At 39.5% G+C, this 25,432-nt stretch carries 24 protein-coding genes; 13 read left to right on the top strand and 11 right to left on the bottom strand.

Going from position 1 to position 25,432, the window contains the following annotated elements; translation table 11 throughout:
• Positions 1-42 precede the first annotated feature (42 nt).
• From arsC to Q4600_RS02905, 3 genes are all read left to right on the top strand, one after another.
• Positions 43-393 carry an arsenate reductase (glutaredoxin) gene (gene arsC / locus Q4600_RS02895; protein ID WP_102526231.1) on the top strand — a complete coding sequence of 117 codons (351 nt, stop codon included), beginning with the start codon at positions 43-45 and terminating at the stop codon, positions 391-393.
• Positions 394-401: 8 nt separating this feature from the next.
• A complete protein-coding gene (locus Q4600_RS02900) occupies positions 402-779 on the top strand; it encodes a DUF2069 domain-containing protein (RefSeq protein ID WP_102526274.1) in 378 nt (125 codons plus the stop codon).
• Between the two features lie 180 nt (positions 780-959).
• A complete protein-coding gene (locus Q4600_RS02905) occupies positions 960-2,960 on the top strand; it encodes a hypothetical protein (RefSeq protein ID WP_303514370.1) in 2,001 nt (666 codons plus the stop codon).
• An 86-nt stretch (positions 2,961-3,046) separates the two neighbouring features.
• Here the strand turns inward: Q4600_RS02905 and hda are convergent, their stop codons facing one another.
• Together hda and Q4600_RS02915 are read right to left on the bottom strand one after the other, a co-directional pair.
• Positions 3,047-3,757: a DnaA inactivator Hda gene (gene hda / locus Q4600_RS02910; RefSeq protein WP_102526232.1), complete on the bottom strand. Its 711-nt coding sequence runs from the start codon at positions 3,755-3,757 to the stop codon at positions 3,047-3,049.
• Between the two features lie 143 nt (positions 3,758-3,900).
• Entirely contained in the window at positions 3,901-4,995 is a 1,095-nt protein-coding gene (locus Q4600_RS02915) for a DUF2066 domain-containing protein (RefSeq protein ID WP_303514367.1), read from the bottom strand.
• Between the two features lie 207 nt (positions 4,996-5,202).
• On the opposite strand from Q4600_RS02915, the gene Q4600_RS02920 reads away from it, so the two are divergent.
• Positions 5,203-6,438, top strand: a complete 1,236-nt coding sequence (locus tag Q4600_RS02920; RefSeq protein WP_303514364.1) for a uracil-xanthine permease family protein — start codon at positions 5,203-5,205, stop codon at positions 6,436-6,438.
• Between the two features lie 128 nt (positions 6,439-6,566).
• On the opposite strand, the gene Q4600_RS02925 is transcribed toward Q4600_RS02920, so the two are convergent.
• A complete protein-coding gene (locus Q4600_RS02925; protein ID WP_102526235.1) occupies positions 6,567-6,908 on the bottom strand; it encodes a Grx4 family monothiol glutaredoxin in 342 nt (113 codons plus the stop codon).
• Positions 6,909-7,143: 235 nt separating this feature from the next.
• Between Q4600_RS02925 and sodB the strand changes: the two genes are divergently transcribed.
• The 4 genes from sodB to Q4600_RS02945 all read left to right on the top strand — a co-directional run bounded on the left by sodB (position 7,144) and on the right by Q4600_RS02945 (position 12,905).
• Positions 7,144-7,728 carry a superoxide dismutase [Fe] gene (gene sodB, locus Q4600_RS02930; protein WP_102526236.1) on the top strand — a complete coding sequence of 195 codons (585 nt, stop codon included), beginning with the start codon at positions 7,144-7,146 and terminating at the stop codon, positions 7,726-7,728.
• Positions 7,729-8,060: 332 nt separating this feature from the next.
• Positions 8,061-9,995: a PrkA family serine protein kinase gene (locus tag Q4600_RS02935; protein WP_102526237.1), complete on the top strand. Its 1,935-nt coding sequence runs from the start codon at positions 8,061-8,063 to the stop codon at positions 9,993-9,995.
• A 65-nt stretch (positions 9,996-10,060) separates the two neighbouring features.
• Complete coding sequence (locus tag Q4600_RS02940; RefSeq protein ID WP_102526238.1) at positions 10,061-11,332, top strand: YeaH/YhbH family protein; 1,272 nt, start codon at positions 10,061-10,063, stop codon at positions 11,330-11,332.
• A gap of 10 nt (positions 11,333-11,342) precedes the next feature.
• Positions 11,343-12,905, top strand: coding sequence for a SpoVR family protein (locus Q4600_RS02945; protein ID WP_303514357.1), 1,563 nt, complete (start codon positions 11,343-11,345; stop codon positions 12,903-12,905).
• Between the two features lie 96 nt (positions 12,906-13,001).
• Here Q4600_RS02945 and fadR read toward each other — a convergent pair whose 3' ends face one another.
• Positions 13,002-13,733 carry a fatty acid metabolism transcriptional regulator FadR gene (fadR, locus tag Q4600_RS02950; RefSeq protein ID WP_102526276.1) on the bottom strand — a complete coding sequence of 244 codons (732 nt, stop codon included), beginning with the start codon at positions 13,731-13,733 and terminating at the stop codon, positions 13,002-13,004.
• Positions 13,734-14,179: 446 nt separating this feature from the next.
• Between fadR and nhaB the strand changes: the two genes are divergently transcribed.
• Together nhaB and dsbB are read left to right on the top strand one after the other, a co-directional pair.
• Positions 14,180-15,766, top strand: coding sequence for a sodium/proton antiporter NhaB (gene nhaB / locus Q4600_RS02955; RefSeq protein ID WP_303514354.1), 1,587 nt, complete (start codon positions 14,180-14,182; stop codon positions 15,764-15,766).
• Positions 15,767-15,849: 83 nt separating this feature from the next.
• Positions 15,850-16,365 carry a disulfide bond formation protein DsbB gene (gene dsbB, locus Q4600_RS02960; RefSeq protein WP_102526241.1) on the top strand — a complete coding sequence of 172 codons (516 nt, stop codon included), beginning with the start codon at positions 15,850-15,852 and terminating at the stop codon, positions 16,363-16,365.
• Positions 16,366-16,476: 111 nt separating this feature from the next.
• Here the strand turns inward: dsbB and Q4600_RS02965 are convergent, their stop codons facing one another.
• From Q4600_RS02965 to Q4600_RS02975, 3 genes are all read right to left on the bottom strand, one after another.
• Positions 16,477-16,917, bottom strand: a complete 441-nt coding sequence (locus Q4600_RS02965; protein ID WP_102526242.1) for a YcgN family cysteine cluster protein — start codon at positions 16,915-16,917, stop codon at positions 16,477-16,479.
• A gap of 42 nt (positions 16,918-16,959) precedes the next feature.
• Positions 16,960-17,934 (bottom strand): lytic transglycosylase domain-containing protein, encoded by a 975-nt coding sequence (locus Q4600_RS02970; protein WP_303514348.1) that lies wholly within the window; start codon positions 17,932-17,934, stop codon positions 16,960-16,962.
• A gap of 184 nt (positions 17,935-18,118) precedes the next feature.
• The gene (locus tag Q4600_RS02975) at positions 18,119-18,397 is read right to left on the bottom strand and encodes a YcgL domain-containing protein (RefSeq protein WP_102526244.1); all 279 of its coding nucleotides are present in this window, start codon (positions 18,395-18,397) and stop codon (positions 18,119-18,121) included.
• Positions 18,398-18,517: 120 nt separating this feature from the next.
• Between Q4600_RS02975 and minC the strand changes: the two genes are divergently transcribed.
• Genes minC through minE form a run of 3 tightly spaced genes read left to right on the top strand, consistent with a single transcriptional unit; the run spans position 18,518 to position 20,284 of the window.
• On the top strand, positions 18,518-19,183 hold the full coding sequence (gene minC / locus Q4600_RS02980; protein ID WP_102526245.1) for a septum site-determining protein MinC: 666 nt from the start codon (positions 18,518-18,520) through the stop codon (positions 19,181-19,183).
• Between the two features lie 28 nt (positions 19,184-19,211).
• Complete coding sequence (gene minD, locus Q4600_RS02985; RefSeq protein WP_102526246.1) at positions 19,212-20,021, top strand: septum site-determining protein MinD; 810 nt, start codon at positions 19,212-19,214, stop codon at positions 20,019-20,021.
• Between the two features lie 2 nt (positions 20,022-20,023).
• A complete protein-coding gene (minE, locus tag Q4600_RS02990) occupies positions 20,024-20,284 on the top strand; it encodes a cell division topological specificity factor MinE (protein WP_102526247.1) in 261 nt (86 codons plus the stop codon).
• 168 nt (positions 20,285-20,452) lie between these two features.
• Here minE and rnd read toward each other — a convergent pair whose 3' ends face one another.
• The 4 genes from rnd to Q4600_RS03010 all read right to left on the bottom strand — a co-directional run bounded on the left by rnd (position 20,453) and on the right by Q4600_RS03010 (position 25,421).
• A complete protein-coding gene (rnd, locus tag Q4600_RS02995; protein WP_102526248.1) occupies positions 20,453-21,565 on the bottom strand; it encodes a ribonuclease D in 1,113 nt (370 codons plus the stop codon).
• Positions 21,566-21,644: 79 nt separating this feature from the next.
• Positions 21,645-23,318, bottom strand: coding sequence for a long-chain-fatty-acid--CoA ligase FadD (gene fadD / locus Q4600_RS03000; protein ID WP_102526249.1), 1,674 nt, complete (start codon positions 23,316-23,318; stop codon positions 21,645-21,647).
• A gap of 234 nt (positions 23,319-23,552) precedes the next feature.
• A complete protein-coding gene (locus Q4600_RS03005) occupies positions 23,553-24,485 on the bottom strand; it encodes an alpha/beta fold hydrolase (protein ID WP_102526250.1) in 933 nt (310 codons plus the stop codon).
• A gap of 66 nt (positions 24,486-24,551) precedes the next feature.
• Positions 24,552-25,421 carry a class I SAM-dependent methyltransferase gene (locus Q4600_RS03010; protein ID WP_102526251.1) on the bottom strand — a complete coding sequence of 290 codons (870 nt, stop codon included), beginning with the start codon at positions 25,419-25,421 and terminating at the stop codon, positions 24,552-24,554.
• Positions 25,422-25,432: the final 11 nt, after the last annotated feature.

The raw sequence follows: 25,432 nt of genomic DNA on the forward strand, positions 1-25,432 counted from the left end.
GTTTGATAAACTGTCGCCAAAATAAAGACAAGAAGTGATCCTATGACAAACGTAACGCTTTACCATAACCCTCGCTGCTCAAAAAGCCGTCAAACACTGGCATTACTCGAAGAAAACCATGCCAAGGTTACCATTGTTGAATACTTGAAGACGGTGCCTACTGCTGAAGACATTAACCAGATTTTAAGCTTATTAGCTATCTCGCCACGAGAGCTAATGCGCACTAAAGAAACAGAATACAAAGAACAGAACTTAGCAGACGAGTCATTAACAGATGCTCAGTTAGTCCAAGCGATGATTACTACGCCAAAGCTAATTGAAAGACCCATTGCGCTAGCGAACAACAAAGCGGCTATCGGTCGTCCTCCAGAAAACGTCTTAGCGATTTTATGAGCCCTAAAATGACAACACACACTTTGTTTCAGTTATGCCGAGTAGGTTATGTTGCATTACTCATGTTGCTTTCTGGATGGTTTATCCAACAAGGCTTTACCGGCGAATACTCAATGGCATTTAGTCTACTGTGGATCGTCCCATTATTATTACCTATCAAAGGCATATTAACGGGTAATCCTTACACCTATGCTTGGGCCAGTTTTATTCTGTGTTTATATTTATTACATGGCTTAACCTTAGTGTATATCACTGAAGACGCCCTTTATTTTGCATTAATAGAATCAGTGTTAATCAGTGCCTTGTTAATAGGATTTCCATATTACGCACGTATGCGCGGTAGAGAACTGGGCTTAGGTTTAAAAAAGAAATCTAAAACAGATTAGTCTCATTAATACAGCACTAAAAAGCGCCTGATGGCGCTTTTTTCATTTTATCTGGTGTAAAATCATTACCACATTGCTGTTAACGGGTCGTTAATTCATTCTTTTTGTACAAGTATTCACATGTTATAGTGAAATGTCAGTCATTTGATTGAGTATAGTGCTAAGCAACGGAGATTGTGTATGAAGACTTTGTTTAACAAGCGTATTTCAGCTGAGGCCGCGATTCAAAAACCTTATCAAGGGGCCACAAAAAAATTTGCAATGAGCAGTTTAGTGATTGCAACTGTAATGTTAAGTGCCTGTGGCGGCAGCTCAAGTGACTCGTCCAGTGATGGTCAAACTACACCAGATAATGCTTTACCAATTAATACTTGTGACACTAGTTCTGGCCTGACAATAGTCGACACAACGTCTGATTTAAACTTCAATATTGAGCAAAGTTATTCTGCGGGGCAATCTGCCACAGTAATTGCAAATATTAACAATCGCGATTCAGCTGGTCTTACCTATCAATGGCAACAAACATCAGGCCCTGACGTCTCGCTGAGTTCAGAAAATAGTCCTGTTTTATCATTTATTATTCCGAGTTCTGGCAACTACAGTTTTACTGCTAATGTGTCAGGCCCACAAATAGACCTCAGCGAAACTGTCTCAATTACAGCAGGCAGTGCAATTAACCAATTAAATATCAACAGTGACCACCAAGTTGTCCAAGGTAATGGGGTCAGCCTCAGGGTAGCTCGTATCAATGAGCAAATTGTTGATGAGATAGAGTGGTGTTACTTTTCTAACCAAGCCGTTGAATTAGATTTAACCGATCCTGAACGCCCCTTATTTACCGCCCCGTCAGTGAGTTCAGACAGTGTCATCGGTTTAAAGGCCACTGGCCAGTTTGCTGGTGAAACACTTTCCGATGAAGTGTTTGTGTTAGTCACCAATGAATCTGCAATCACATCACCTTACTTTGATCAACCCGTCGCACGAACCTATTCCTATAATTCTGCTTCTATTTATTCTGCTAATGCTTCAGATTGCGTATATTCAAACCAACTTAACCAAACTTGTGATATTGCTGATTTACCATTAATTGGCCAAGTCTCCAATTCAGAGAATATTGAATCTGTGATGGAGCGTGTTGTGGTATCTCATGACTGGATGGGAGAGAATTTTGAAACCTTCCTAAAGCAATCTGATCCCAATAGCGACTTTATTAAGCTACTGCAATCTGTCACGGCAGTTGTCATCAGCTACGATGTGAGACCTTCTTTTTACTGGGTCGCGACGGGTGCTATTTATCTCGATCCTGAATACTTGTGGTTCACGCCAGAGCAGCGAGACAGTATCAATGAAGCGCCAGATTATCGCAGTGACTTCGGTAATGATTTACAGTTCATCATGCCATGGCGCTATGTAAAAGATAATGATTATGCCTATGGCCGTATTGCAAAAACAGAAAGAACAACAAGAACCTTGGCAGATATCACTCCTAGTTTAGCCAGCTTGCTTTATCATGAATTAGCCCATGCAAATGACTTTTTCCCGCGCTCGATTCATAGCACGTTAACTGGGCCAACATTAATAGACGACTTTTACCGTCGTACAGACAGCAATGGCCTTATTTCTGATCAACTTCAAAATGTAGATCCGCTAACCAGTAGTGAAATGTTTGGTTTAGCTGGTGTTAGCTTTTTAGGTGAAACAGCGAATGAGACACAAAAAGCCTATATGCCGGATGATGTCACCAGCTTTTTCTTATCTGATCATGCGAATGATTTTTATGCCTACTCTTCTACTCGTGAAGATGCTGCCATGTTATTTGAAGAGTCATTTATGAGTCATCGTTATCAAATACAACGCGACGTAGCTGTTACCGATCCAACTAATCTTATAGTTGACTGGGGGCAGCGAGGTCGTGTGGGCTCTGCTGAGTTACTCGATAGAGCTGCATTCGCAATTGATGAAATCATGCCAGAAATAGACGGTAAGACTTTATTAAATGGTTTACCTGAACCTATTAATATGACGCCTGGACGAGATTGGTTTGAAAATATTGACATTAGTCCTAGCATTGCTCAATCACTGTCTAAAGTCAGTAGTTTAAGTAGCTCAGAGACAAGCGTTGAAAGACGCCCTGTTCTAATAGGTCGTGAACACAGAGATATGCCAATCCCTAAACGATAAGCGAGATACTCGTCAGGTACATGAGATCATAAAAGCCACCGATAAGGTGGCTTTTTATTTAACTGACAAAATTCAAAAAGAACGATTTACAATCTCAACATCTCTTTAATAAAAGGAATCGTTAACTTTCTTTGGTGCACCATTGATGCTTTATCCAGTTTATCAAGCACATCAAACAATGTGCGTAAATCACGTGCCATTCTAGTTAATAAAAAGCGCCCTACTTCATCAGATAATTGTAAGCCACGCATTGCAGCTCTTCGCTGCAGAGCCACTAACTTTTCTTCATCCGCCATAGGTTGTAGCTGATAAATTAACCCCCACTGCATACGAGAGATTAAATCAGGTAAGGCAAAACCCGCTTCCGTTGGCGACGAACTACCACTGACAATAAGACGACAATCTTCTTGTTCAGTCACTCTGTTATATAGATGAAACAATGCTTCTTCCCAAATAGGATGACCAGCAATAGCATCAATATCATCAATACAAATTAATTGTAGTGACTCAACACCTTCAAAAAGAGCAGGAGAAATGCTGGCATGGATCCCTAGGGGAATATATAAGGTACGACGATCGAGATCATTGGCATGAGCACAAGCAGCATGCATTAAATGCGTTCGGCCTGATTTTTCAGGGCCAAATAAGTATAAACTTGACGCTAAGCTACCTTCTGCAGCAGCTTGAAGCTTTTGAATCAACTCATCGTTACCCATGGCTGGGTAATAACTTTGAAAAGTCTCATCGTCAGGTAAGTATACGGGTAATGATAATTGTTTTGGTGAGTTTTGGGTCACTCAAAAATTCTCTAATAATGTAAACAAGCGACAGTTAGTATAACACAATCGTTTTAGTGTCTGCTGTTGTTTAACTAGCCTAACTCATTCAACTGTGATCAGTTAGATCGTGATCACGTCTCTATTGGCTAGAAAACTAGCGACTAATGCCACTGGTAGTAGAGCGTGGTGACCTGTTCTGGTGAAACTTCCGTTGATTCTTGTTCAATAACTGGTTCGACAAAAGTATTTTCAGTTAAACGCTTGTTGATGTTCAAAAGTTTTTGTAAATCGTCAGCATCACCAAATAACTCAAGTTTATAGGTTACCGTATTAGCTTTAAACTGACTTAAACTGACTGTTTTAATCGCACTCAACTGATTTAAGTAAGCTTCAATTTCAACTAATTGAGCCATGCTCTGTACTCCTGATAGAGACAGCAAGGTTTCTGCGCTATTGCCACTGTCCGCAAAAGCATATTGGCTCACAAAGTATTCAGCTAAGGTGCTTAAAATCTGATCGGTAGCTTGTTGGTAATCCAACACTTCAGCTTGTTGATGAATCAAAGGCTGCATTAATCCACCTTTATTACTTTTATCAAATAGTGACACTTGAAAACGTACAAAACCGCCCACTTTATCCATGTCAGCAACAGCAAAGTAATCGGCGCGGTAACGAGTAGATGCTTCTGCAACCACGTCAGTAAACATGCCTCGTACATCTGATACGCTTATTTTCATCACATCATCTAAATCCATTATTGGCAAAATAACAGGAATACCTTTGTTGCTTGAATCTAAATGAATCTGTGAACGCGTATCGAGCTCTGAGGCATCAGATAAAATATTGCGCTCACCTTCATCTTCAATTGATAGCCACAATAAAGTTAGAGGACGTTGACGCCCCCAAACTGGGAGTTCAGCTTGACGTAGCGTAGAAATAATTCGTTTATGATCGAAGTTAGCTTTCAATATCAGTTCATTATCAACTTCACTGTAACCGTATTGAGTAAGCAGTACTTCAGGCTTATTGATTTGAGCTTTAACCAACGGGTGTTCTAATACAGATGGCAGACCCGAGTTTTTTACAAATACCGCAGACAAAGCAGTCTTCAACGCAGCTTGTCGCTCAGAGCGTGCTCTTGACGTGACAACAATATCAGCCTCATCTAAAAGGCCGATTTCTGCAGAAATCGCTTTAGGGCTATAAAAATTGAATAGCGCACTCATAACAATGATTTGTAAAAATATTTTTAGCATAAGAAAATAAGCAGCAATAGATGAAAGTGATCGAAGTGTAGCATATTAATTTTGCTTCTAAAATTACATTGCCTAACCAATTTTCAAGCAAGATTTGCCACTAATAATGCTAAATCTAGACTTAAACTTGATTTACATTACAGACATTTAACGATTATTGGCCTATCTTACAGCTTAATTTATACCTGAATGGAAAATTATCTACACATGAAACGTTTATTCATCCCATTGCAAGGTGCGCAAATGTTATTTGTCGCATTTGGTGCATTAGTATTGATGCCTTTACTGAGTGGTTTAGATACCAGCGTGGCATTGTTTACCGCAGGTATTGGCACACTGTTATTTCAAGTTATCACTAAAAGACAAGTGCCCATTTTTTTGGCTTCATCCTTTGCTTTCATTGCCCCCATTATGTACGGGGTTCAAACTTGGGGAATACCCGCCACGATGGGCGGATTAATGGTCGCAGGCTTTGTTTATGTCATTTTGGGTGCGTTAGTTAAAATTAACGGCAGTGGCTTTATCCATAAATTACTGCCGCCAGTAGTCGTTGGCCCTGTCATCATCATTATTGGTCTAGGACTCGCTCCCATGGCAGTTAATATGGCACTGGGTAAAACTGGGGACGGCAGCGCCGTTTTAGTCGATCAAAATATCGCGCTCTTTATTGCAATTATGTCTTTATCGACCACTGTAGCAATTGCTGTTTTTGCAAAAGGTATTTTAAAAGTCATGCCGATTCTGGCTGGGATACTCGTTGGCTATGGCCTCAGTATGGCTTTCGGTATTGTTGATTTTACAGCAGTTAACCAAGCACCATGGTTAGCAGTGCCAAACTTTGTTGCACCTGAATTTCATTGGCAAGCCATATTATTTATGATCCCTGTCGCGATTGCGCCAGCAGTTGAGCACATCGGCGACCTTCTCGCCATTTCCAATGTTACCGGTAAAGATTATCTTAAAAAGCCAGGATTACATCGCACCTTAACCGGCGATGGCATAGCAACGATGGCCGCATCAGCTTTTGGCGGCCCACCTAATACGACATATTCTGAAGTTACTGGCGCTGTCACGCTCACTAAAAGCTTCGATCCTCGGATAATGACATGGACTGCAATAACAGCCATTACGCTAGCCTTCATTGGCAAGTTAGGCGCGTTAATGCAAACCATTCCCCTACCTGTAATGGGTGGCATTATGTGCTTACTGTTTGGCTCTATAGCAGCTGTAGGTCTTAATGCTCTTATCCGTAATCAAGTCGATTTAAATGAACCAAGAAATTTAAGTATTGTTGGGGTTACATTAGTCTTTGGTATTGGCGGGATGGCGTTCGGTATTGGTGAGTTTAGTTTAACTGGTATCAGTTTATGTGGTTTAGTGGCTATTTTAATGAATCTTATTCTGCCAAAGACAATTAAAGACACTGAGGAAAGTGCTCATTAATTATTTATCCAATTAAAAATATTCTACACAATAAAAAAGCCCTAACGAATTGTTAGGGCTTTTTAATACGCTTTAATCGTATTAGCATCAGGCTCTGTTGCTAATCATCATTGGCGATAAAAAAGAGCTTATTCAGCGTCTTCTTCTGTACGAAACTTATCAGCAGTTTCTTTGATAATTGGTTGTAACTCACCTTTTTGGTACATTTCAGTGATGATGTCACAACCGCCAATTAGCTCACCTTCAACCCACAATTGTGGGAAAGTTGGCCAATTAGCAAATTTTGGTAATTCAGCACGAATATCTGGATGCTGTAAAATATCAACAAATGCAAACTGCTCACCACAGTTAATCATGACTTGTGCAACTTGCGATGAAAAACCACAGCTTGGTAACTTTGGTGACCCTTTCATGTATACGATGATAGGGTTTTCACTGATTTGCTGTTTGATCTTGTCTACTGTTTCCATTGTAATTCCTAAGTGCAACTTAATAATCTACACCCATTGTACAAGAGCTAGGGCAATAACAAAATCCCACAGTTTGTAGGGTTATAATAAAAATAGCTTTTTTAGATTGCGTCTATCGACATTATTCATCAAACAATGATTCACATCACAAAAATTTTAAGTACAATGTCGGCAGAGCAATGATGCCTAAGTGGTACTCATAAAAACGATAACCTATGTCCATGGAGAGATAATAATGGCTTTCGAATTACCAGCATTACCATATGCTAAGAACGCACTAGCACCACACATTTCTGAAGAGACTATCGAATATCACTACGGTAAGCATCACAACACTTACGTTGTTAAGCTTAATGGTCTTGTTGAAGGTACTGAATTTGCGAACAAAACATTAGAAGAGGTTGTTAAAACTTCAACTGGCGGCATGTTCAACAACGCAGCTCAAATCTGGAACCACACTTTTTACTGGAACTGTCTAGCACCAAATGCTGGCGGCGCGCCTACTGGTGCCATTGCTGATGCAATTAATGCAGCATTCGGCTCTTTTGAAGAATTCAAAGCTAAGTTCACTGATTCTGCAGTTAACAACTTTGGTAGCGCTTGGACTTGGTTAGTAAAAAATGCTGACGGTTCAGTTTCAATCGTGAACACAAGCAATGCAGCAACTCCTTTAACTGACGAATCAGTGACTTCATTGTTAACTGTTGATGTTTGGGAACACGCTTATTACATTGATTACCGTAACGTTCGTCCTAACTACATGGCAGCGTTCTGGGAATTAGTTAACTGGGATTTCGTTAACGCGAACTTCGCTGGTTAATCTACCTATTTAGGTACAAAAGAGATGAGACAAAAGGAGCCTTATGGCTCCTTTTTTATTACTCAAATTGGGATAGTTTCTGACTTTCCAAATTGTTCGCAATATTCGTTTATTTATAACTCCACTTTTGCAACAGTTGCAAATGCAACTGTTTATCTTTGTTTTTATTGAAGTTTTTATTTATCCCACCTCGCAAATATCAAACCTCTGACCTAGACTTAACCTAGCAAATGGTTTTTACACACAAGAAATGATGGAAATTATTTTCAGTTTTAGTCATTAAAAATGCGCTATCAATCACTTTCTTTCAGCTAAGTTTCAAGGGGTTTCTTATGGGCATATTCGAACATTACCAACAACGTTATGAACAAAAGCTAGATGAAGAATATTCATTACAGCAATTTCTCGAAATCTGTAAAGAAGATAGAAGTGCATATGTGTCTGCAGCAGAAAGAATGCTACTGGCCATCGGTGAATCTGAAACCATCGACACTTCGAAAGATCCGGTGTTGAGTCGTATTTTCTCAAATCGTCTTATTACCCACTACCCTAGCTTTAAAGACTTTTACGGTATGGAAGAATCAATTGAGCAAATTGTGTCTTATCTCAAACATTCAGCACAAGGCTTAGAGGAATCGAAACAGATCTTGTATCTACTTGGGCCTGTAGGTGGTGGTAAGTCTTCGCTTGCTGAAAAACTCAAATCACTGATGCAAAAAGTACCGATCTTCATCTTAACTGCTAATGGCGTCCGTAGCCCTGTAAATGATAGTCCTCTGTGCCTATTCGATGCAGATGAAGACGGTGAGCTATTAACAAATGAATATAATATTCCAACTCGTTACATTAAAACTATCATGTCTCCATGGGCCGTGAAGCGTTTGCATGAATTTGGTGGTGATATAAGCAAATTCAAAGTGGTTAAAGTCTACCCCTCAATTTTAGATCAAACAGCTATTGCGAAAACTGAGCCTGGTGATGAAAATAACCAAGATATTTCTGCTTTAGTAGGTAAAGTCGATATACGACAACTTGAGCATTTTTCACAAGATGACGCAGATGCTTATGCATACTCTGGCGCGTTATGTCGTGCAAACCAGGGCGTGATGGAGTTTGTGGAAATGTTTAAAGCGCCGATTAAAGTGCTTCATCCACTATTAACTGCAACTCAAGAAGGTAACTACAACGGCACAGAAGGGTTATCTGCACTGCCTTACAATGGCATGATCCTCGCTCACTCGAATGAGTCTGAGTGGACGACCTTTAGAAATAATAAGAACAATGAAGCTTTCTTAGACCGAGTGTATATCGTCAAAGTGCCTTATTGTTTACGTGTATCAGAAGAAATTGAAATATATCAAAAGCTATTAAGTAATTCTGAACTGTCTTCGGCGCCTTGTGCACCAGGTACCCTTGAAACCCTTGCTCAGTTTAGTATCTTGTCACGTTTAAAAGCACCTGAAAATTCATCAATATATTCAAAAATGCGTGTTTATAACGGTGAAACACTCAAAGATACTGATCCCAAAGCTAAGTCATTCCAAGAGTACCGTGATTACGCTGGGGTAGATGAAGGCATGCAAGGGTTATCCACTCGTTTTGCATTTAAGATTTTATCGCGGGTATTTAATTTTGATGACACAGAGATTGCTGCTAACCCCGTCCATTTATTCTATGTCTTAGAAAAACAAATTGAACAAGAACAATTTCCAAGTGAAATGAGTGAACGCTATTTAGAATTCCTGAAAGGATACCTCATCCCTAAATATGTTGAATTTATCGGGAAAGAAATTCAAACAGCTTACTTAGAGTCCTACTCTGAATACGGACAAAATATCTTTGATAGATATGTCACCTACGCAGACTTCTGGATCCAAGATCAAGAATTCCGTGACCCTGAAACAGGACAATTATTTGATAGATCAGCACTTAATGCAGAACTTGAAAAAATTGAAAAACCTGCGGGGATCAGTAATCCCAAGGATTTCCGTAATGAAATCGTTAACTTCGTATTACGTGCTAGGGCCAATAATGAAGGTAACAACCCATTATGGACCAGTTACGAAAAACTACGCGTTGTGATCGAGAAGAAGATGTTCTCCAACACCGAAGACTTGCTACCCGTAATTTCATTTAACGCTAAAACATCTGCTGATGATCAGCGAAAACACGATGACTTTATCAATCGAATGATGGAAAAAGGCTATACCCAAAAGCAAGTTAGGTTACTGTCTGAATGGTACTTGAGAGTGCGTAAATCGTCATAAATCTTGCTCACTTTGACCTGTATTACGATAAATCGGTATAGGTCAAAGTCCATTAGGAGTTGTGTATGGCAAATTTTATAGATAGACGCCTCAATGCAAAGGGCAAAAGCACGGTTAACAGACAACGTTTTATTGAACGTTATAAAAAACAAATTAAAAAGTCAGTAAGCGACGCTGTTACCCGCCGAAGTGTTACTGACATCGACAAAGGCGAAAAAATTAGTATCCCCACTCGGGATATCAGCGAGCCTATTTTTCACCAAGGACAAGGTGGGATCCGTGAGCGTGTTCACCCAGGCAACGACCAATTTAATCAAGGCGATCAAATTGAACGTCCTAAAGGTGGCGGCGCTGGTGATGGCAGTGGTGAAGGTGAAGCTTCAAATTCTGGTGAAGGCAAAGATGAATTTCTATTTGAAATTTCAAATGATGAATACTTAGAATTATTATTTGAAGACTTAGCCCTACCAGATCTTCAGCAAACCAATGCGAAGCAAATGGTTGAATTTGAAACCTATCGTGCTGGTTTTACTAATGTCGGTGTACCCGCCAACATTAATATTGTTCGGTCGCTTCGCTCGTCTCACGCCCGCCGTATCGCCATGACGGCCGGAAAAAAGAAGCAACTGAAAGCGCTTAAATCCACATTAAATGAGCTTGAAAATACCCCAGGTACGCAAGCTGAAATCATCATGGATTTGAAACAACAAATAGAAGATTTACAGAAAAAAATTGACAGTGTGCCTTTTATAGACAGTTTCGATTTACGCTTTAATAATTTTGCCAAACGTGAAAAGCCATCAAGCCAAGCCGTGATGTTTTGTTTAATGGATGTGTCAGGTTCAATGGATCAAGCCACTAAAGATATGGCAAAACGTTTCTACATTCTGTTGTATTTGTTTTTAACTCAAACCTATAAGAATTTAGAAGTGGTTTATATTCGTCATCATACTCAAGCTAAAGAAGTTGATGAACATGAGTTTTTCTACTCCCAAGAAACAGGCGGTACCATTGTTTCAAGTGCACTAAATTTAATGCATGAAATTCAACAGGAACGCTACCCTGCCGAAGAGTGGAATATCTATGCTGCACAGGCATCTGATGGCGATAATTGGGCTGATGACTCCCCAGCGTGTAGACAGTTATTAGCGGACAAAATCTTACCGGTATCGCGTTATTTCAGTTATATCGAAATCACCCGACGCGCGCATCAAACGCTTTGGCGAGAATACGAAGCCTTACAAGAGCAGTTTGGCAATATCGCTGTACAACATATTAAAGAGGTTAATGATATCTACCCCGTGTTCCGTGAATTATTCAAAAAGCAGCCAAGCTAAGGAGAACACAATGACAGCAGAAAATATTGATTCAACCGAAGCTGACGATAATAAAAAAATGCCACTAGATGACGGTCCTGATTGGAATTTTCCATTACTTGAAACCTACATGGAAGAAATTGAAAAAGTCGCAGCTTTTTATAAGCTAGACAGTTACCCCAATCAAATCGAAGTGATTACAGCTGAGCAGATGATGGATGCTTATGCGGGGATCGGAATGCCTATCGGCTATACACATTGGTCTTTTGGTAAACGTTTTATTGAAACCGAGCAAGGATATCGTCGCGGTCAAATGGGTTTAGCCTATGAAATCGTAATTAACTCCGATCCATGTATCGCCTATTTAATGGAAGAAAACACCATCACGATGCAAGCGTTAGTGATGGCCCACGCAAGTTTTGGGCATAATAGCTTCTTTAAAAATAATTACCTCTTTAAAACTTGGACTGACGCCAGTTCAATCATCGACTATTTAGTTTTCGCCAAGAATTATATTCATGAATGTGAGTTAAGGTTTGGTGTTGAGCAAGTTGAACTAACACTCGATTCTTGTCATGCATTAATGAACTACGGCGTTGATAGATACAAGCGCCCTGCTGAAGTGTCATTTAAAGAAGAAAAGATGCGCCAAAAAGATCGTGAAAGTTACTTACAAAGTCAAGTGAATGATTTATGGCGTACGGTTCCTAAGAATCCTGATGAACACAAGCAAGACGAAGGCATTAATTTCCCCGATGAGCCACAAGAAAATATTTTATATTTCATCGAAAAAAACGCGCCATTATTAGAGCCATGGCAGCGAGAAATCGTCCGCATAGTGAGAAAAATGGCGCAATATTTTTACCCTCAGAAACAAACCCAAGTGATGAATGAGGGGTGGGCCACATTCTGGCATTACACCATACTCAATCATATGTTCGATGAAGGAACGGTGACAGATAGGTTTATGTTAGAGTTTTTACAAAGCCACACCGGCGTTGTCGCGCAGCCTGCCTATAACAGTCCCTATTACAGTGGCATTAATCCCTATGCATTAGGTTTTAATATGTTTATCGATATTAGACGCATTTGTGAAAACCCAACTGATGAGGATAAAAAGTGGTTTCCTGATATTGCAGGCAGTGATTGGCTTACCACGGTGACCTTTGCCATGGAAAACTTTAAAGACGAAAGTTTCATTAGCCAATACCTGTCACCAAAAGTTATTCGGGACTTTAAATTATTCAGTATTCTCGATGACGACAGCTGTAACAGATTGTCGGTATCTGCTATTCATGACGACCGCGGTTATCATTTGATCCGTGAGAAACTATCACAACAGTATAATCTCTCTAATCTTGAGCCCAACATCCAAGTTCAACGGGTAGATATTAATGGTGACCGTTCATTAACATTACGCTATGTGCCTAATAAACGGATCCCTTTAGGGGAAAGTAATGAGCAAGTTTTGAAGCATCTACATCGTCTATGGGGATTTGATGTTAGCCTTGAGCAGCTTGATGCGAATGGAAAAATCGTAAAACTAGCCCAATGCCCTGCTCCTAACGAAGAAGGAAAAATGACCACTCTGTAGTTGTTTTACTTACGTAAGTTTGTAGCATAAAAAAACCAACCGTTAGGTTGGTTTTTTGTATCAATATCAAAGATGAAATGGCTATATTAATCGCATTTATTTATCATTTTGTGCGATTTCAGCAGGCATATCATCACGCAGTTTTTGCCACATAATACCGCTATTAATACCATTCGTCTTCATTAACGCAGGAACATCAGTGTACTTACCATCAATCGCCAATTTCTCTAATGCTTTATAAAAATCTAATGCGATAGAACGGGCTTCTTGACTCGAGAAGTAATAACGTCCTACTCGGCTGTATAAACCTTTAAATCCATTAAGAATTAAGACGTACAGTGGATTTCCCGACGAAAATGCCAAAGCATGATGCAGCTCATAATCATATTCAGCATAAGCTTCAGCACTGTCTTCTAGTTGGTGTATTTTTGCTAATACTTCTTGTGCTTTTTCAGGGTTATTGCGCACCGCACCGCGAAAATATATCGCGCTAACATTTGCTCTTGCTGATAATAGCTGATCGACAAGCAACGGAAATCCATCTGGATTCAAATCCGCTATTGTCTCAAGAATATTAAGTCCTGAGGTTTCCCAAAAGTTATTAACTTGAGTTGGTTTGCCGTGTTGTATTTTTAACCAACCGTCACGAGCTAAACGCTGTAGTACTTCGCGTAACGTGGTTCTTGTTACACCAATTAATTCTGAAAGTTCGCGTTCTGCAGGCAAAATTGAACCTGGTGGAAACTTATTTTCCCATATCGAACGAACGATATACTTCTCTGCAAAACTTGCAGGACCTTTTGCATTGATAATTGTCAACTTGAACATCCCGTGGTTACCCAATGAACTGATCATACCAGAGGTCATGTCATTTCACACCATTGTGAGTCGTTAAACAATCGATTTAGATGCGCCAACGGCGATTAATTATACAAGTCGCAAAAACTTTGTGAGCCAATAGTTATATTGGTTACCTTTTTGTCGAAGGATAAGTTTTATCGCATTACAATATAAAAAGTTTGCGCTAAACTACGCGCCAAACAAAATGGATGTAAGTTAGTGGCACAACTAACGAATTTTGAAAATACAAATAATAAGCGCTAAGAAATAATTGTATCAACTTGATTAAACTGATGATAAGTAGCTAATAAACAACATAGTTTAAGCACTATCTAACCGGTTTTATCTTACAAACTCTTATTTCGGCTACGATTTGTCTGTCAGATTCCTTCCTCAAAAGTTCACTTATCAAATTCACAACTGGAGAGGCTATTATGCCGTCAACCCCTGGTGCTGCATTATTTAGTAACTTCTTGGGCAATTCGCCAAGATGGTACAAATATGCAATATTATCGTTTCTTGTAATCAATCCACTTTTATTTTTCTTTGTCAGTCCATTCATCGCAGGATGGGTACTTGTCATTGAATTTATTTTTACGCTCGCAATGGCGTTAAAGTGTTACCCACTTCAACCTGGTGGCCTGTTAGCGATACAAGCTGTCATTATCGGCATGACTTCGCCTGCACAAGTCTTACATGAAATTGAAGCAAATCTAGAAGTATTACTACTACTGATCTTTATGGTCGCCGGTATTTACTTCATGAAGCAATTGCTCCTGTTTGTGTTCACTAAAATGATCACAAAGGTGCGCTCTAAAATTGTTGTTTCGTTGATGTTTTGTATCTCGTCTGCATTTTTATCCGCTTTCTTAGATGCACTAACGGTTATTGCAGTTATTATCGCTGTCGCTATTGGCTTTTACTCGATATACCACAAAGTCGCTTCAGGTAAAGATTTTAGCAGCGATCATGACCATACCTCTGAAACTCGCGAACAATTGAATGACGAAGAGCTAGAAGCTTTTCGTGGTTTCTTACGTAACCTATTAATGCATGCCGGTGTTGGTACTGCATTAGGCGGTGTGTGTACGATGGTCGGTGAGCCACAAAACTTGATCATTGCAGCGCAAGCGCACTGGCAGTTTAGTGAATTCTTTATTCGTATGTCGCCTGTGACAATCCCTGTGTTTTTTGCCGGTATCACCACATGTTTTATCGTCGAAAAGTTTAAATGGTTCAGTTACGGTGCCCAGCTACCTGATGCCGTGCATAAAATTTTAAGCGATTACTCCGATTACGAAGATAAAAACCGTACCAAAGCAGACAAGATGAAACTGCTGGTTCAAGCACTTGTCGGCGTTTGGTTAGTTATCGGTCTTGCATTCCATTTAGCATCAGTTGGTTTAATTGGTTTATCTGTCATCATTCTAACCACTGCTTTTAATGGGGTTACTGATGAACATCAGCTAGGTAAAGCCTTCGAAGAAGCTCTACCGTTTACCGCCTTACTAGCTGTATTCTTTGCTGTTGTCGGCGTCATTATTGACCAACATTTGTTTGCGCCTGTGATTCAGTGGGCACTGAGCTTTGAAGGTAATGCACAGTTAGTGATCTTCTATATCGCAAACGGCTTACTGTCTATGGTGAGTGATAACGTATTCGTTGGCACGGTCTATATTAACGAAGTAAAAGCTGCGCTGATTAATGGCCAAATTACTCGTGATCAGTTTGATTTACTTGCGGTTGCCATTAACACAGGTACTAACCTACCATCTGTTGCAACGCCAAACGGCCAGGCTGCATTCTTGTTCTTATTAACATCTGCTCTAGCACCGTTAGTGAGACTGTCATACGGTCGTATGGTATGGATGGCGTTACCATACACAATCGTATTGTCTATCGTTGGTATTGTTATGATTGAATCTGGGCTCTTAACGGAATCAACCCAGTATTTCTACGATAATCAAATTATTATCCATCACTCTGCAAAAGAAGTTCTTGGCAGCTCTGTTGGACATTAATACTGATATGATTTAACGTTGCTTTAGAAAACACCCTCATTCGAGGGTGTTTTTTTATCGTCATAAATCGACAGGAGATTGATTTGACTGGTTTACAACATTTTACGCGTTCGCGCGCTGCATGGATTATTTTATTGCTTTCAGCCATTGGGCTTGAAGCTGCTGCCCTATTCTTTCAATACATCATGGAACTCGATCCTTGTGTGATGTGTATTTATGTTCGAGTCGCTGTACTTGGGTTAATTATTGCTGGCGTGTTTGGCGCATTAGCACCTAAGTTATGGTTAACGCGTTTTATAGGATTAATTGGCTGGGGCGTAAGCGCTGCATGGGGACTTAAGTTATCCCTTGAATTAAATGAGTTACAAGTTGATCCTTCGCCTTTTTCTACCTGCTCATTCTTTCCTGAATTTCCAGCTTGGATGCCTCTTGATGAATGGCTTCCTTCGGTTTTCTCACCTACGGGGATGTGTAGTGATGATCCGTGGACATTTTTGTCAGTCAGTATGGCGCAGTGGATGGTGGTGACGTTTGTTATTTATCTCATTGTACTAGCAGTGATGCTTATCCCTGCAATCAAACCGCTTAAGACTAAATAGTGAATAGTATTTGTTAATGTACTTACTGAGCTCGCACACTATATACCCAACAAAAAAGCACTCATCATTGAGTGCTTTTTTGTTGGGTATTATAACGATTTTCGATGCAAACTAATCGATGTCTTTTAAAGGCCAAAGTACAATATGGTCAAAAACATCACGGACACGTTTTTCATTAATGGTTTTGCCTTTTACTGATATCCCCGCCGCATGCATAGCGTCTTTAGAGCCCGTAATAAGCGGATGCCAACTTGGTAACGTTCGGCCTTCATTGAGGCGTTTATAAGCACAAGAATCAGGTAACCAAGTCAATTCAGCGACATTATCAACCGTAATGGCTGTACATGCTGGTACGTATTTAAAACGTTCAGGATAACGACGACAATTACATGATTCATCATCTAATAAATGACAAGCGGCATCGGTGTAATACAACTCTTCAGTTTCATCATCAATTAATTTGTTTAAGCAGCACTTGCCGCAACCATCGCACAATGATTCCCATTGCACGGTGGTTAATTCGTGCAGTTTTTTTTCAATCCAAAATGACATAGTTCAATACAGCATTAGCGTTACATTGCCGACATTGTACCATTAATTGATTGGAGGATTTTTAATTCGTTCTGAAAGGTAAGTCACAGTGAGTAAAAAATGTTCTTTAACTGACCATGCTTGTAATAAGCGGAAATTATTATAAACCAAATATTGACGACCTTTGTCACCATCAGGCATTAATAATGATACTTGCATATCATCACGTTTAGGTAAGTCATTACCGTTATAACGTCTAACACCTAATTTTTGCCATTCAGTGAATGTCTCATTATATTCAGTGCCAACCATATAACTGTCTATTGGATTTATTGAGCTCACCTGTCGACCCCAAGTCTCATCATTTTTCCAGCCAGCATCTTTTAACATCGCAGCTGCAGTTGCAAAAGCATCAAACTGGTTATTCCAAATATCTTTTAATCCATCGCCATTACCATCTTGAGCGTATTGTAAATACTGCGAAGGCATCAATTGCATATGCCCCATGGCACCTGTTGATGAACCGATAAGTTGTTCATATTGTATTTGGGTATTATCCAGAATTTTTAACGCTGCAATAAACTCATCAACAAAAAATTGCTCTTTGTTGCCTGAATATGCATTAGATGCTGTTACAGATAGAATTGGGAAATTGCCTTTTTGCTCACCAAATTCCGAGGTCATCCCCCATAAGGCAACTAAAAAACGCGGCTGAATGCCGTAACGGTCACCTAAAGCAATTAGCGATTCATGTTGCTCTTTAAACATTGCTCGGGCTGTGCTGACAGTAATTTCTGGTGCATTTTGAGGAATGTAACTTTCAAGGTTTATTGTTCTGTTAGAACCATTTGCAGTAGCACGCTTAAACACTTTAATTTTTGAAAAATGTTCATTAATGGTGGTCTGTGATACACCAGCAAGCAAGGCTTTATCTTTTAATGTAGCTAAGTAATCATCAAAACTGACGCTCTGTTGAGCATATGCCAAATTAATAGTAAAAAAAGTTACTATTACAGATGAAATGATCTTCCCAATCATAAATTGTCCTAAATTAACTCATTATTGCTGTTTTTGTTCTTATTAACTTAACGTTAACACATTTGTGTTAACGTCGAAATACCCAATACATAACCACATAAAATCAAGATATTATCTTATACAAACTGGAATTCAAAACAAACCAATATTCCAAAATAAATCATCACTTATAATATAAGCCACTTTAATCACTGAGCCCTAAACTTTTACGGTGCTCATCCAATAAATTTGTCACCGGTGGTGGTAACTGAAGATAAAAACCTTTGTCAGCTAATTCAGATCTGACTTTTTCGATATCAGCCATCGCAAGTTCTTCTCTTTTAGACAATGGAACCAACATGACCAACTTAGGCGTGCCAAACATTTTCATTAAAGGTTCTGGAACAGCATCAAAAACATCACGTTTCTCAACAAATAAGTAGGTATCAAGTTTTCGGCTACTTTTATATACGGCACATATCATTTTGGGGTTAAATTCCTCTGTTTCTTGCTTGATAGTCAACTACACACACTATAACATGGACAATTAATAAATTATTGCAATTCAGTTCTCATACTGACATTTTTGGAGATTAACGCCTGGATGGCCACACAAAGTCTTGAGTTGAAAGCCACATCTTTTACTCTTTCAGTACTTCATATTAATACACATGATTTTAACGCCATTGCTGCTGATTTAGATACTAAGTTATCTCAAGCACCCCAGTTTTTCATTGGTGCGCCTTTAATCTTAAATTTAAGCGCAATTGAAAGTCATGATGTTGATCTCGCTGCATTAAAACAACTTCTTACTGATAACCAACTGATCATAGTTGGTGTAACATCTGCTAATGAAAGCATTAGTCAGCAGGCTAAAACATTAGGCTTAGCCATCGTAAAATCAGGCAAACAAGCCAAAAACATGCCAGCTCCGACAAAAGAAACCAAAATCATTAAACAAAATGTGCGTTCTGGGCAGCAAATATATGCAAAAAATGCCGATTTAATCATTTTTGGTGCGGTCGGTAATGGTGCTGAAGTCATTGCAGATGGTAGCATTCATATATATGGCGCTTTACGCGGTAAAGCTATGGCTGGAGCTGCTGGTGATAGAAACAGTATTATCATTGCAAACTCACTCGATGCAGAATTAGTTTCAATTGCTGGGCAATATTGGCTAGCAGAACATTTGCAGCAGCATTGTAGCGATCAGCGAGGTTGCATCCGCTTAACTAGCGATACACTCATGGTTGAATCATTGCCTCAATAGTTGGCAACTTAAAAGGATATAATAACAAATGGCACAAATAATTGTTGTCACATCAGGTAAAGGCGGCGTTGGTAAAACAACGTCAAGCGCTGCGATTGCAACCGGCTTAGCATTAAAAGGCAAAAAAACCGTCGTAATCGATTTTGATATCGGTTTACGTAACCTTGATTTAATTATGGGTTGTGAACGCCGTGTTGTTTATGATTTTGTCAATGTCATTAATGGTGAAGCGAATCTAAATCAAGCACTCATCAAAGATAAACGTTGCGACAAACTGTTTATTCTTCCTGCTTCCCAGACCCGTGACAAAGATGCGTTAACCAAAGAAGGCGTTGGCGGTGTACTTGACGAATTAAGCAAAGATTTCGATTACATTGTTTGTGACTCACCAGCGGGTATTGAACAAGGTGCAATGATGGCACTTTATTTTGCAGATATCGCTATCGTAACCACAAACCCAGAAGTGAGTTCTGTACGAGATTCAGATCGTATCTTAGGTATGTTGCAGAGTCGTTCTCGCCGCGCTGAACAAAATCTTGAACCAATTCAAGAGTTTTTATTACTAACTCGTTATTCTCCTGCTAGAGTTAAAACAGGTGAGATGCTCAGTGTTGAGGATGTGTCTGAAATTTTAGCCATCAAATTATTGGGGGTTATTCCTGAGTCGCAAGCTGTACTCAAAGCCTCTAACTCAGGCATTCCTGTCATTAATGATGACGAAAGCGACGCAGGTTTAGCTTACGCTGACACAGTACAACGTTTACTTGGTGAGGAAGTGCCGTTTAGGTTCCTTACTGAAGAGAAAAAGGGATTCTTGAAAAGGATTTTTGGTAGCTAATTATGTCAATACTCGATTATTTCAGAAGCAATAAAAAACCGAATACTGCTGTTACAGCAAAAGAGCGTTTGCAGATAATTGTCGCCCATCAACGCGGCGAGCGTGATGCGCCTGATTACTTCCCTAAAATGAAGCAAGAAATCATTGAAGTCATTCGTAAGTATGTACAAATATCTGAAGATCAAGTGTCAGTGCAACTTGACCAAAATGATGACAAACTCTCTGTATTAGAGCTCAATGTTACCTTACCTGACGGTAAGTAACCTTAGGCATATTTTGATGGTCATATGATGTAACGCTCGAATGAGCTAGTCGTATGAGTAAGTCAGTATCTGATTTATATGCATAAACAAAGCCTAGATAACAATGGATTATCTAGGCTTTTTTATTGACTCGATTTATAGCAATTGACACAGTCAATTACAGGAAATTTATCCAAATTTGATATTATCAAGCGCTTCATTAACAAGCTTGCCGCGCCAGCCCGACAATAACAAAGGCGTTGGCGTTTGTTTCTTATGATGAAGCCATAGCAAGAATTCATGTATCAAACGTTTTGATCCAATAAACTCAATTGCTACTTCTTTTTCTTCAGCAATGGCCGCTAAAATCACCTTAACTTCTTTAAATGATGCTTTGTAACCATTCTTAAGTGCAATAACGTCAACGGCTTCAGGTAAGTTTTCTAAGTCTGCTGTTTGCAGTATTTTGATTAACTCTTTGCCATGAAAACGTTTCTCATGATCCGTTAAATCATTTAACTGATTCAGCTCAGTTACCGTTTTAGGCTGTTTTTTAGCGAGCGCTATCAACGCATGATCTTTAATGATAAAGCCAAGCGCTGAGTCTTTCTTTAACGCTTTTTGTAATCGCCATGTCGCTAACACTTTCAAGTATGCCAACTGCTTTGGGAATAACTGAAATGCGTTTTTAATTTTTAAATAAGCAAGCTCTTCATTAGGCGGCGTTAAGCGCCCTTCAGTCATGCGCTCACCTTCTTCAAGTAACCAATCCATTCTTTTAGCTTCAGTGACTTTAGCTAACAGTTCTGGGTAAAGTTTATATAAGTAATAAACATCATTGGCTGCATATTGAAGCTGTGCATCTGTGAGCGGACGTTTCATCCAGTCAGTTCGCGACTCGCCTTTGTCAATTTCAATGTCTAAAAACAGCTGCACTAATTTTGCGTAACCAACACCATGACCTAAACCGCATAAACTGGCTGCAATTTGGCTGTCAAATAATGGAGATGGCTGGCATTGACCATAACGGGCAAACACTTCTAAATCTTCACTGCACGAATGGACTAGTTTGGTGATTTTCGGATCGGATAATAACTGCCAAAAACAACTTAAATCAGGTAAAGCAACTGGATCAATTAAAGCCAACGTTTTACCGTCATATGCTTGAATTAAACCTAACTTAGCGTAATAGGTTCTTGTTCTGACAAACTCGGTATCTAATACCAGTAACTCACTTTGCTGGTATTGAGCGACTAATTGCTCAAGGCTTGCTTGGTCGCTAATGTATTCAAACGATAACAAAATTCTCTCCAGTATTAACTTAGCGCCAATGTAAGCATAAATGATATGCAATAAAAAGCCGGCTATTGCCGGCTCTACTTTACGCTGATTTAACTTCGTCTCGAAGTTCTCGTCGTAAAATCTTACCTACATTGGATTTTGGTAACTCGTCTCTGAATTCTACCAGCTTTGGTACCTTATATCCTGTTAAATGATGACGACAATGCTTAATAATATCGGCATCAGTTAAACTGCTATCTTTAGCAACAACAAATATTTTAACTAGTTCACCACTAGCATCATTTGGTACGCCAACAGCAGCAACTTCAATCACTTTTGGGTGCAATGCAACGACATCTTCAACTTCATTAGGGAATACATTGAACCCTGAAACGAGGATCATGTCTTTTTTACGGTCAACAATGAAGAAAAAGCCCTTTTCATCCATGTAACCGATATCCCCTGTCGCTAACCAGCCATTCTTATCAATGACTTTAGCTGTTTCTTCAGGGCGCTGCCAATAGCCTTTCATCACCTGAGGACCTTTAGCAAACAATTCACCGGTCTCACCTTGTGCTAACACCTTGCCTTCATCATCACGGATTTGAATGTCCGTTGAAGGTGCAGGGAAACCAATAGATCCATTGTAACCATCAAGGTTATATGGGCAACACGTAACCAATGGTGAAGCTTCAGTTAAGCCATAACCTTCAAGTAAGCGGGTTTGAGTAATGTTCTGCCATTTATCAGCAACCGCTTTTTGCACCGCCATACCACCGCCAATTGACAATTTTAGACGACTAAAATCTAGACTCTTAAAATCTTCATCATTGACTAAGGCATTAAACAAGGTGTTTACCCCAGTTAACGCAGTAAAAGGATACTTTTTAAGTTCGCCCACAAAAGCGGGTAAATCACGAGGGTTAGTGATTAATAAGTTTTTACTGCCTTTATGAAGGAACAATAAGCAGTTAACCGTTAATGCGAAAATATGATAAAGCGGTAATGCAGTAACAACAAATTCTGTGCCGTCTTTAAGCGCTGGTGAATATGCGCCATTAGCTTGTAAAACGTTACTTAACACATTGCCATGGGTAAGCATTGCCCCTTTGGATACACCAGTTGTACCACCTGTGTATTGCAAGAATGACAAATCTTCAGCGTTAATTTCAGGTTTAATATACTGCAGGCGGCGACCTTTAGTTAATGACTGCCTAAAAGAAAGTGCATGAGGCAAATCATACTTTGGCACCATCTTCTTGATGTATTTAACAATGAAATTAACTAATGTACGTTTGGGTGCGCTTAGTTGATCTCCAAGACCAGTAATGATCACTGACTCTACAGGCGTTTCAGCAACCACTTCTTCTAACGTACGTGCAAAATTAGAGACGACAACAATGGCTTTGGCACCAGAGTCGACTAATTGGTGTTTTAGTTCACGTGGGGTATAAAGCGGATTGACGTTAACTACAACCATACCAGCACGTAATACGCCAAATAATGCAATCGGATATTGCAATAAGTTAGGCATCATTAAGGCGACTCTGTCACCTTTTTCAAGCTTTAATTCATTTTGTAAATAGGCTGCAAATGCACGACTTCTTTCTTCTAACTTACGGTAAGTTAATGTCGCCCCCATATTAATAAATGCAGGTTGGTCAGCATACTTTGATACTGCAGATTCAAACATATCGACTAAAGAAGTAAATTGGTTAGTATCAATTTCCGCCGGTACGTTTTCTGGTAGATTATTTATCCAAGGCTGGTCCACAAGTTTCTCCTATTTATCCTGACACATGCTATGAAGCAATGGCTTCAATAATCACGGTGTCAAAAACACTGCATCTTAAGCTAGCGTAAATTATTTTTATTGATACTAGCGACAGTAAAAACGTTATTGTTAATTATTATTCTCAGCCATACAAAAAATCATACGACCGTTTAAATTTAGACCATAATCACATAAATGAAAAAAAAAGCCTAGTGATTTTGCAGTGCTAAAGGCTTAATTTAGAATAAATGTTCTAATCGTGTTAGCAACTTGGTCCGCGCTGCCCATATGCAAATGATGATCCCCTTCTATTTGCACATCAGTTAAATCGTTAAACCACAATGTTGCTTGAGGCAAAGCTAATTTTAACTGTTTAAAGCCCTGTTCGGCTAATATTAATAGGCATGGTGTGTCACTGACGCTCATTAAAGCGTCAACCTGTTCAAAGGTTAATCTATAAGGTGAATCAAGCTTTAAACGCGGATCACTTTTCCAACAATAACACTGATTTTTAATTTCAAGATTACGCTTAATAATTAACTCGCACCACTGTTTGTCCATGCCAGTTAATTGATGACGGGCATTGACTGCACGTTCAATGGATAATTGCCTATTGGGTTCTTGGGCTTGCTTCGATTGTTGTTGCTTAGATTGTTGCAGCACTGCTTGATTATATCGATGGTGCTGTTTAAAACTGCGAGTGAGTCGCTCTTTTGAATGTTTAACAGACTCAAATAAAGGCGCCAGAGCTTCAATTAACACTAGTTGAGTGACTTTGTTTGGAAAAGCAGCATTATAAGCTGCAGCAACAATACCGCCGAGTGAATGACCAATGATTGTGACTGGTTGCTCTTTAGTTAGCTTTGTCATCAACTCATCTAAATCATAAAGGTAATCTATCCAATGCAGTGGATAATGCCCAGGACGATGTTGTGAAAAGCCATGACCCGGCCAATCTATCGCAATCAATTGAAAGTCATTGAATAGGTTAAGCTGCTGAAATGCGTTGACCAATGGCACAAAACTGTCAGCATTATCTAGCCAACCATGTAGCGCGAGTAATATCGGTTTATTTTTATCGCCATAACGTTTGGCGGCTAAACGAATATGAGCCAATTGAAAATCGACATCCTCATACTGCTGCGATTTTACAATTGACTCATTCATTTCAGACTTCTTATCTTGCTAAATACAAATACGTATTTTAGTTAAACGATTACTTAACTTAAAAGATTACTTAGCTTTTTTGACAAATTTAAGTGTCATACGATCGCTTTCGCCGATATCAAGATACTTTTGCTTATCTTGATCTTCTAGGGCTAAACGTGGAGGCAATGTCCATACGCCTTTCGCATAGTCCTTAGTGTCTTTTGGATTCGCATTGATTTCAGATGCAGCAACCAAAGTGAAGCCCACTTTTTCAGCTAATGCAATCATTTCAGCTTGATCCATGTAGCCACTATCAAACGACATTCCTGGGTTTGCGCGATGTTCAACAACGCCAAATATTCCGCCATCTTTAAGTACTTTATAAGATGCAGTGAACGCGTTTTCTAGCTGTTTTTGACCAGCCCAATTATGAAGATTTCTGAAAGTCAGTACATAATCAGCACTATTATCGATACCTAAATCAACTGATGCAGGAGGCTGGAAAGTCACGGTAGAAGCATTACCTACCGCTTCTTTATTGTCACTTAACCAAGTTTCAAATTTTTTGCCCGATTTAGCATAGTACTGCGTACGTTTAGTATCTTCTTTCGGGTTAGTCTCAAAAATACCACCAATGTACTTGCCCTTTTCAGCTAAGTAAGGCGCTAAAATTTCAGTGTACCAACCACCGCCTGGCCATAGTTCAATAACGGTATCATCTGCTTGAATACCTAAAAACGCGAGTGTTTCAGCTGGATTACGATGCTCATCACGTGCAGCATTTTTTTCGCTACGAAATTCACTCGCAACGGCTGCTGCAAGTTGTGGGTTAATTTTGACTGCTTGGACTTTTTCGCTGCTTGCATGGTCATGTGCAATGACACTGCTACTGACTGTGGCTAAACCTAGTGTACTTAATCCCAGCGCAGTGGTTAATAGTAACGTACGTTTCATTGTCTTCTCCC

The organism is Shewanella sp. 2_MG-2023 (genome assembly GCF_030548905.1).
GTDB classification, from domain to species: domain Bacteria; phylum Pseudomonadota; class Gammaproteobacteria; order Enterobacterales; family Shewanellaceae; genus Shewanella; species Shewanella electrodiphila.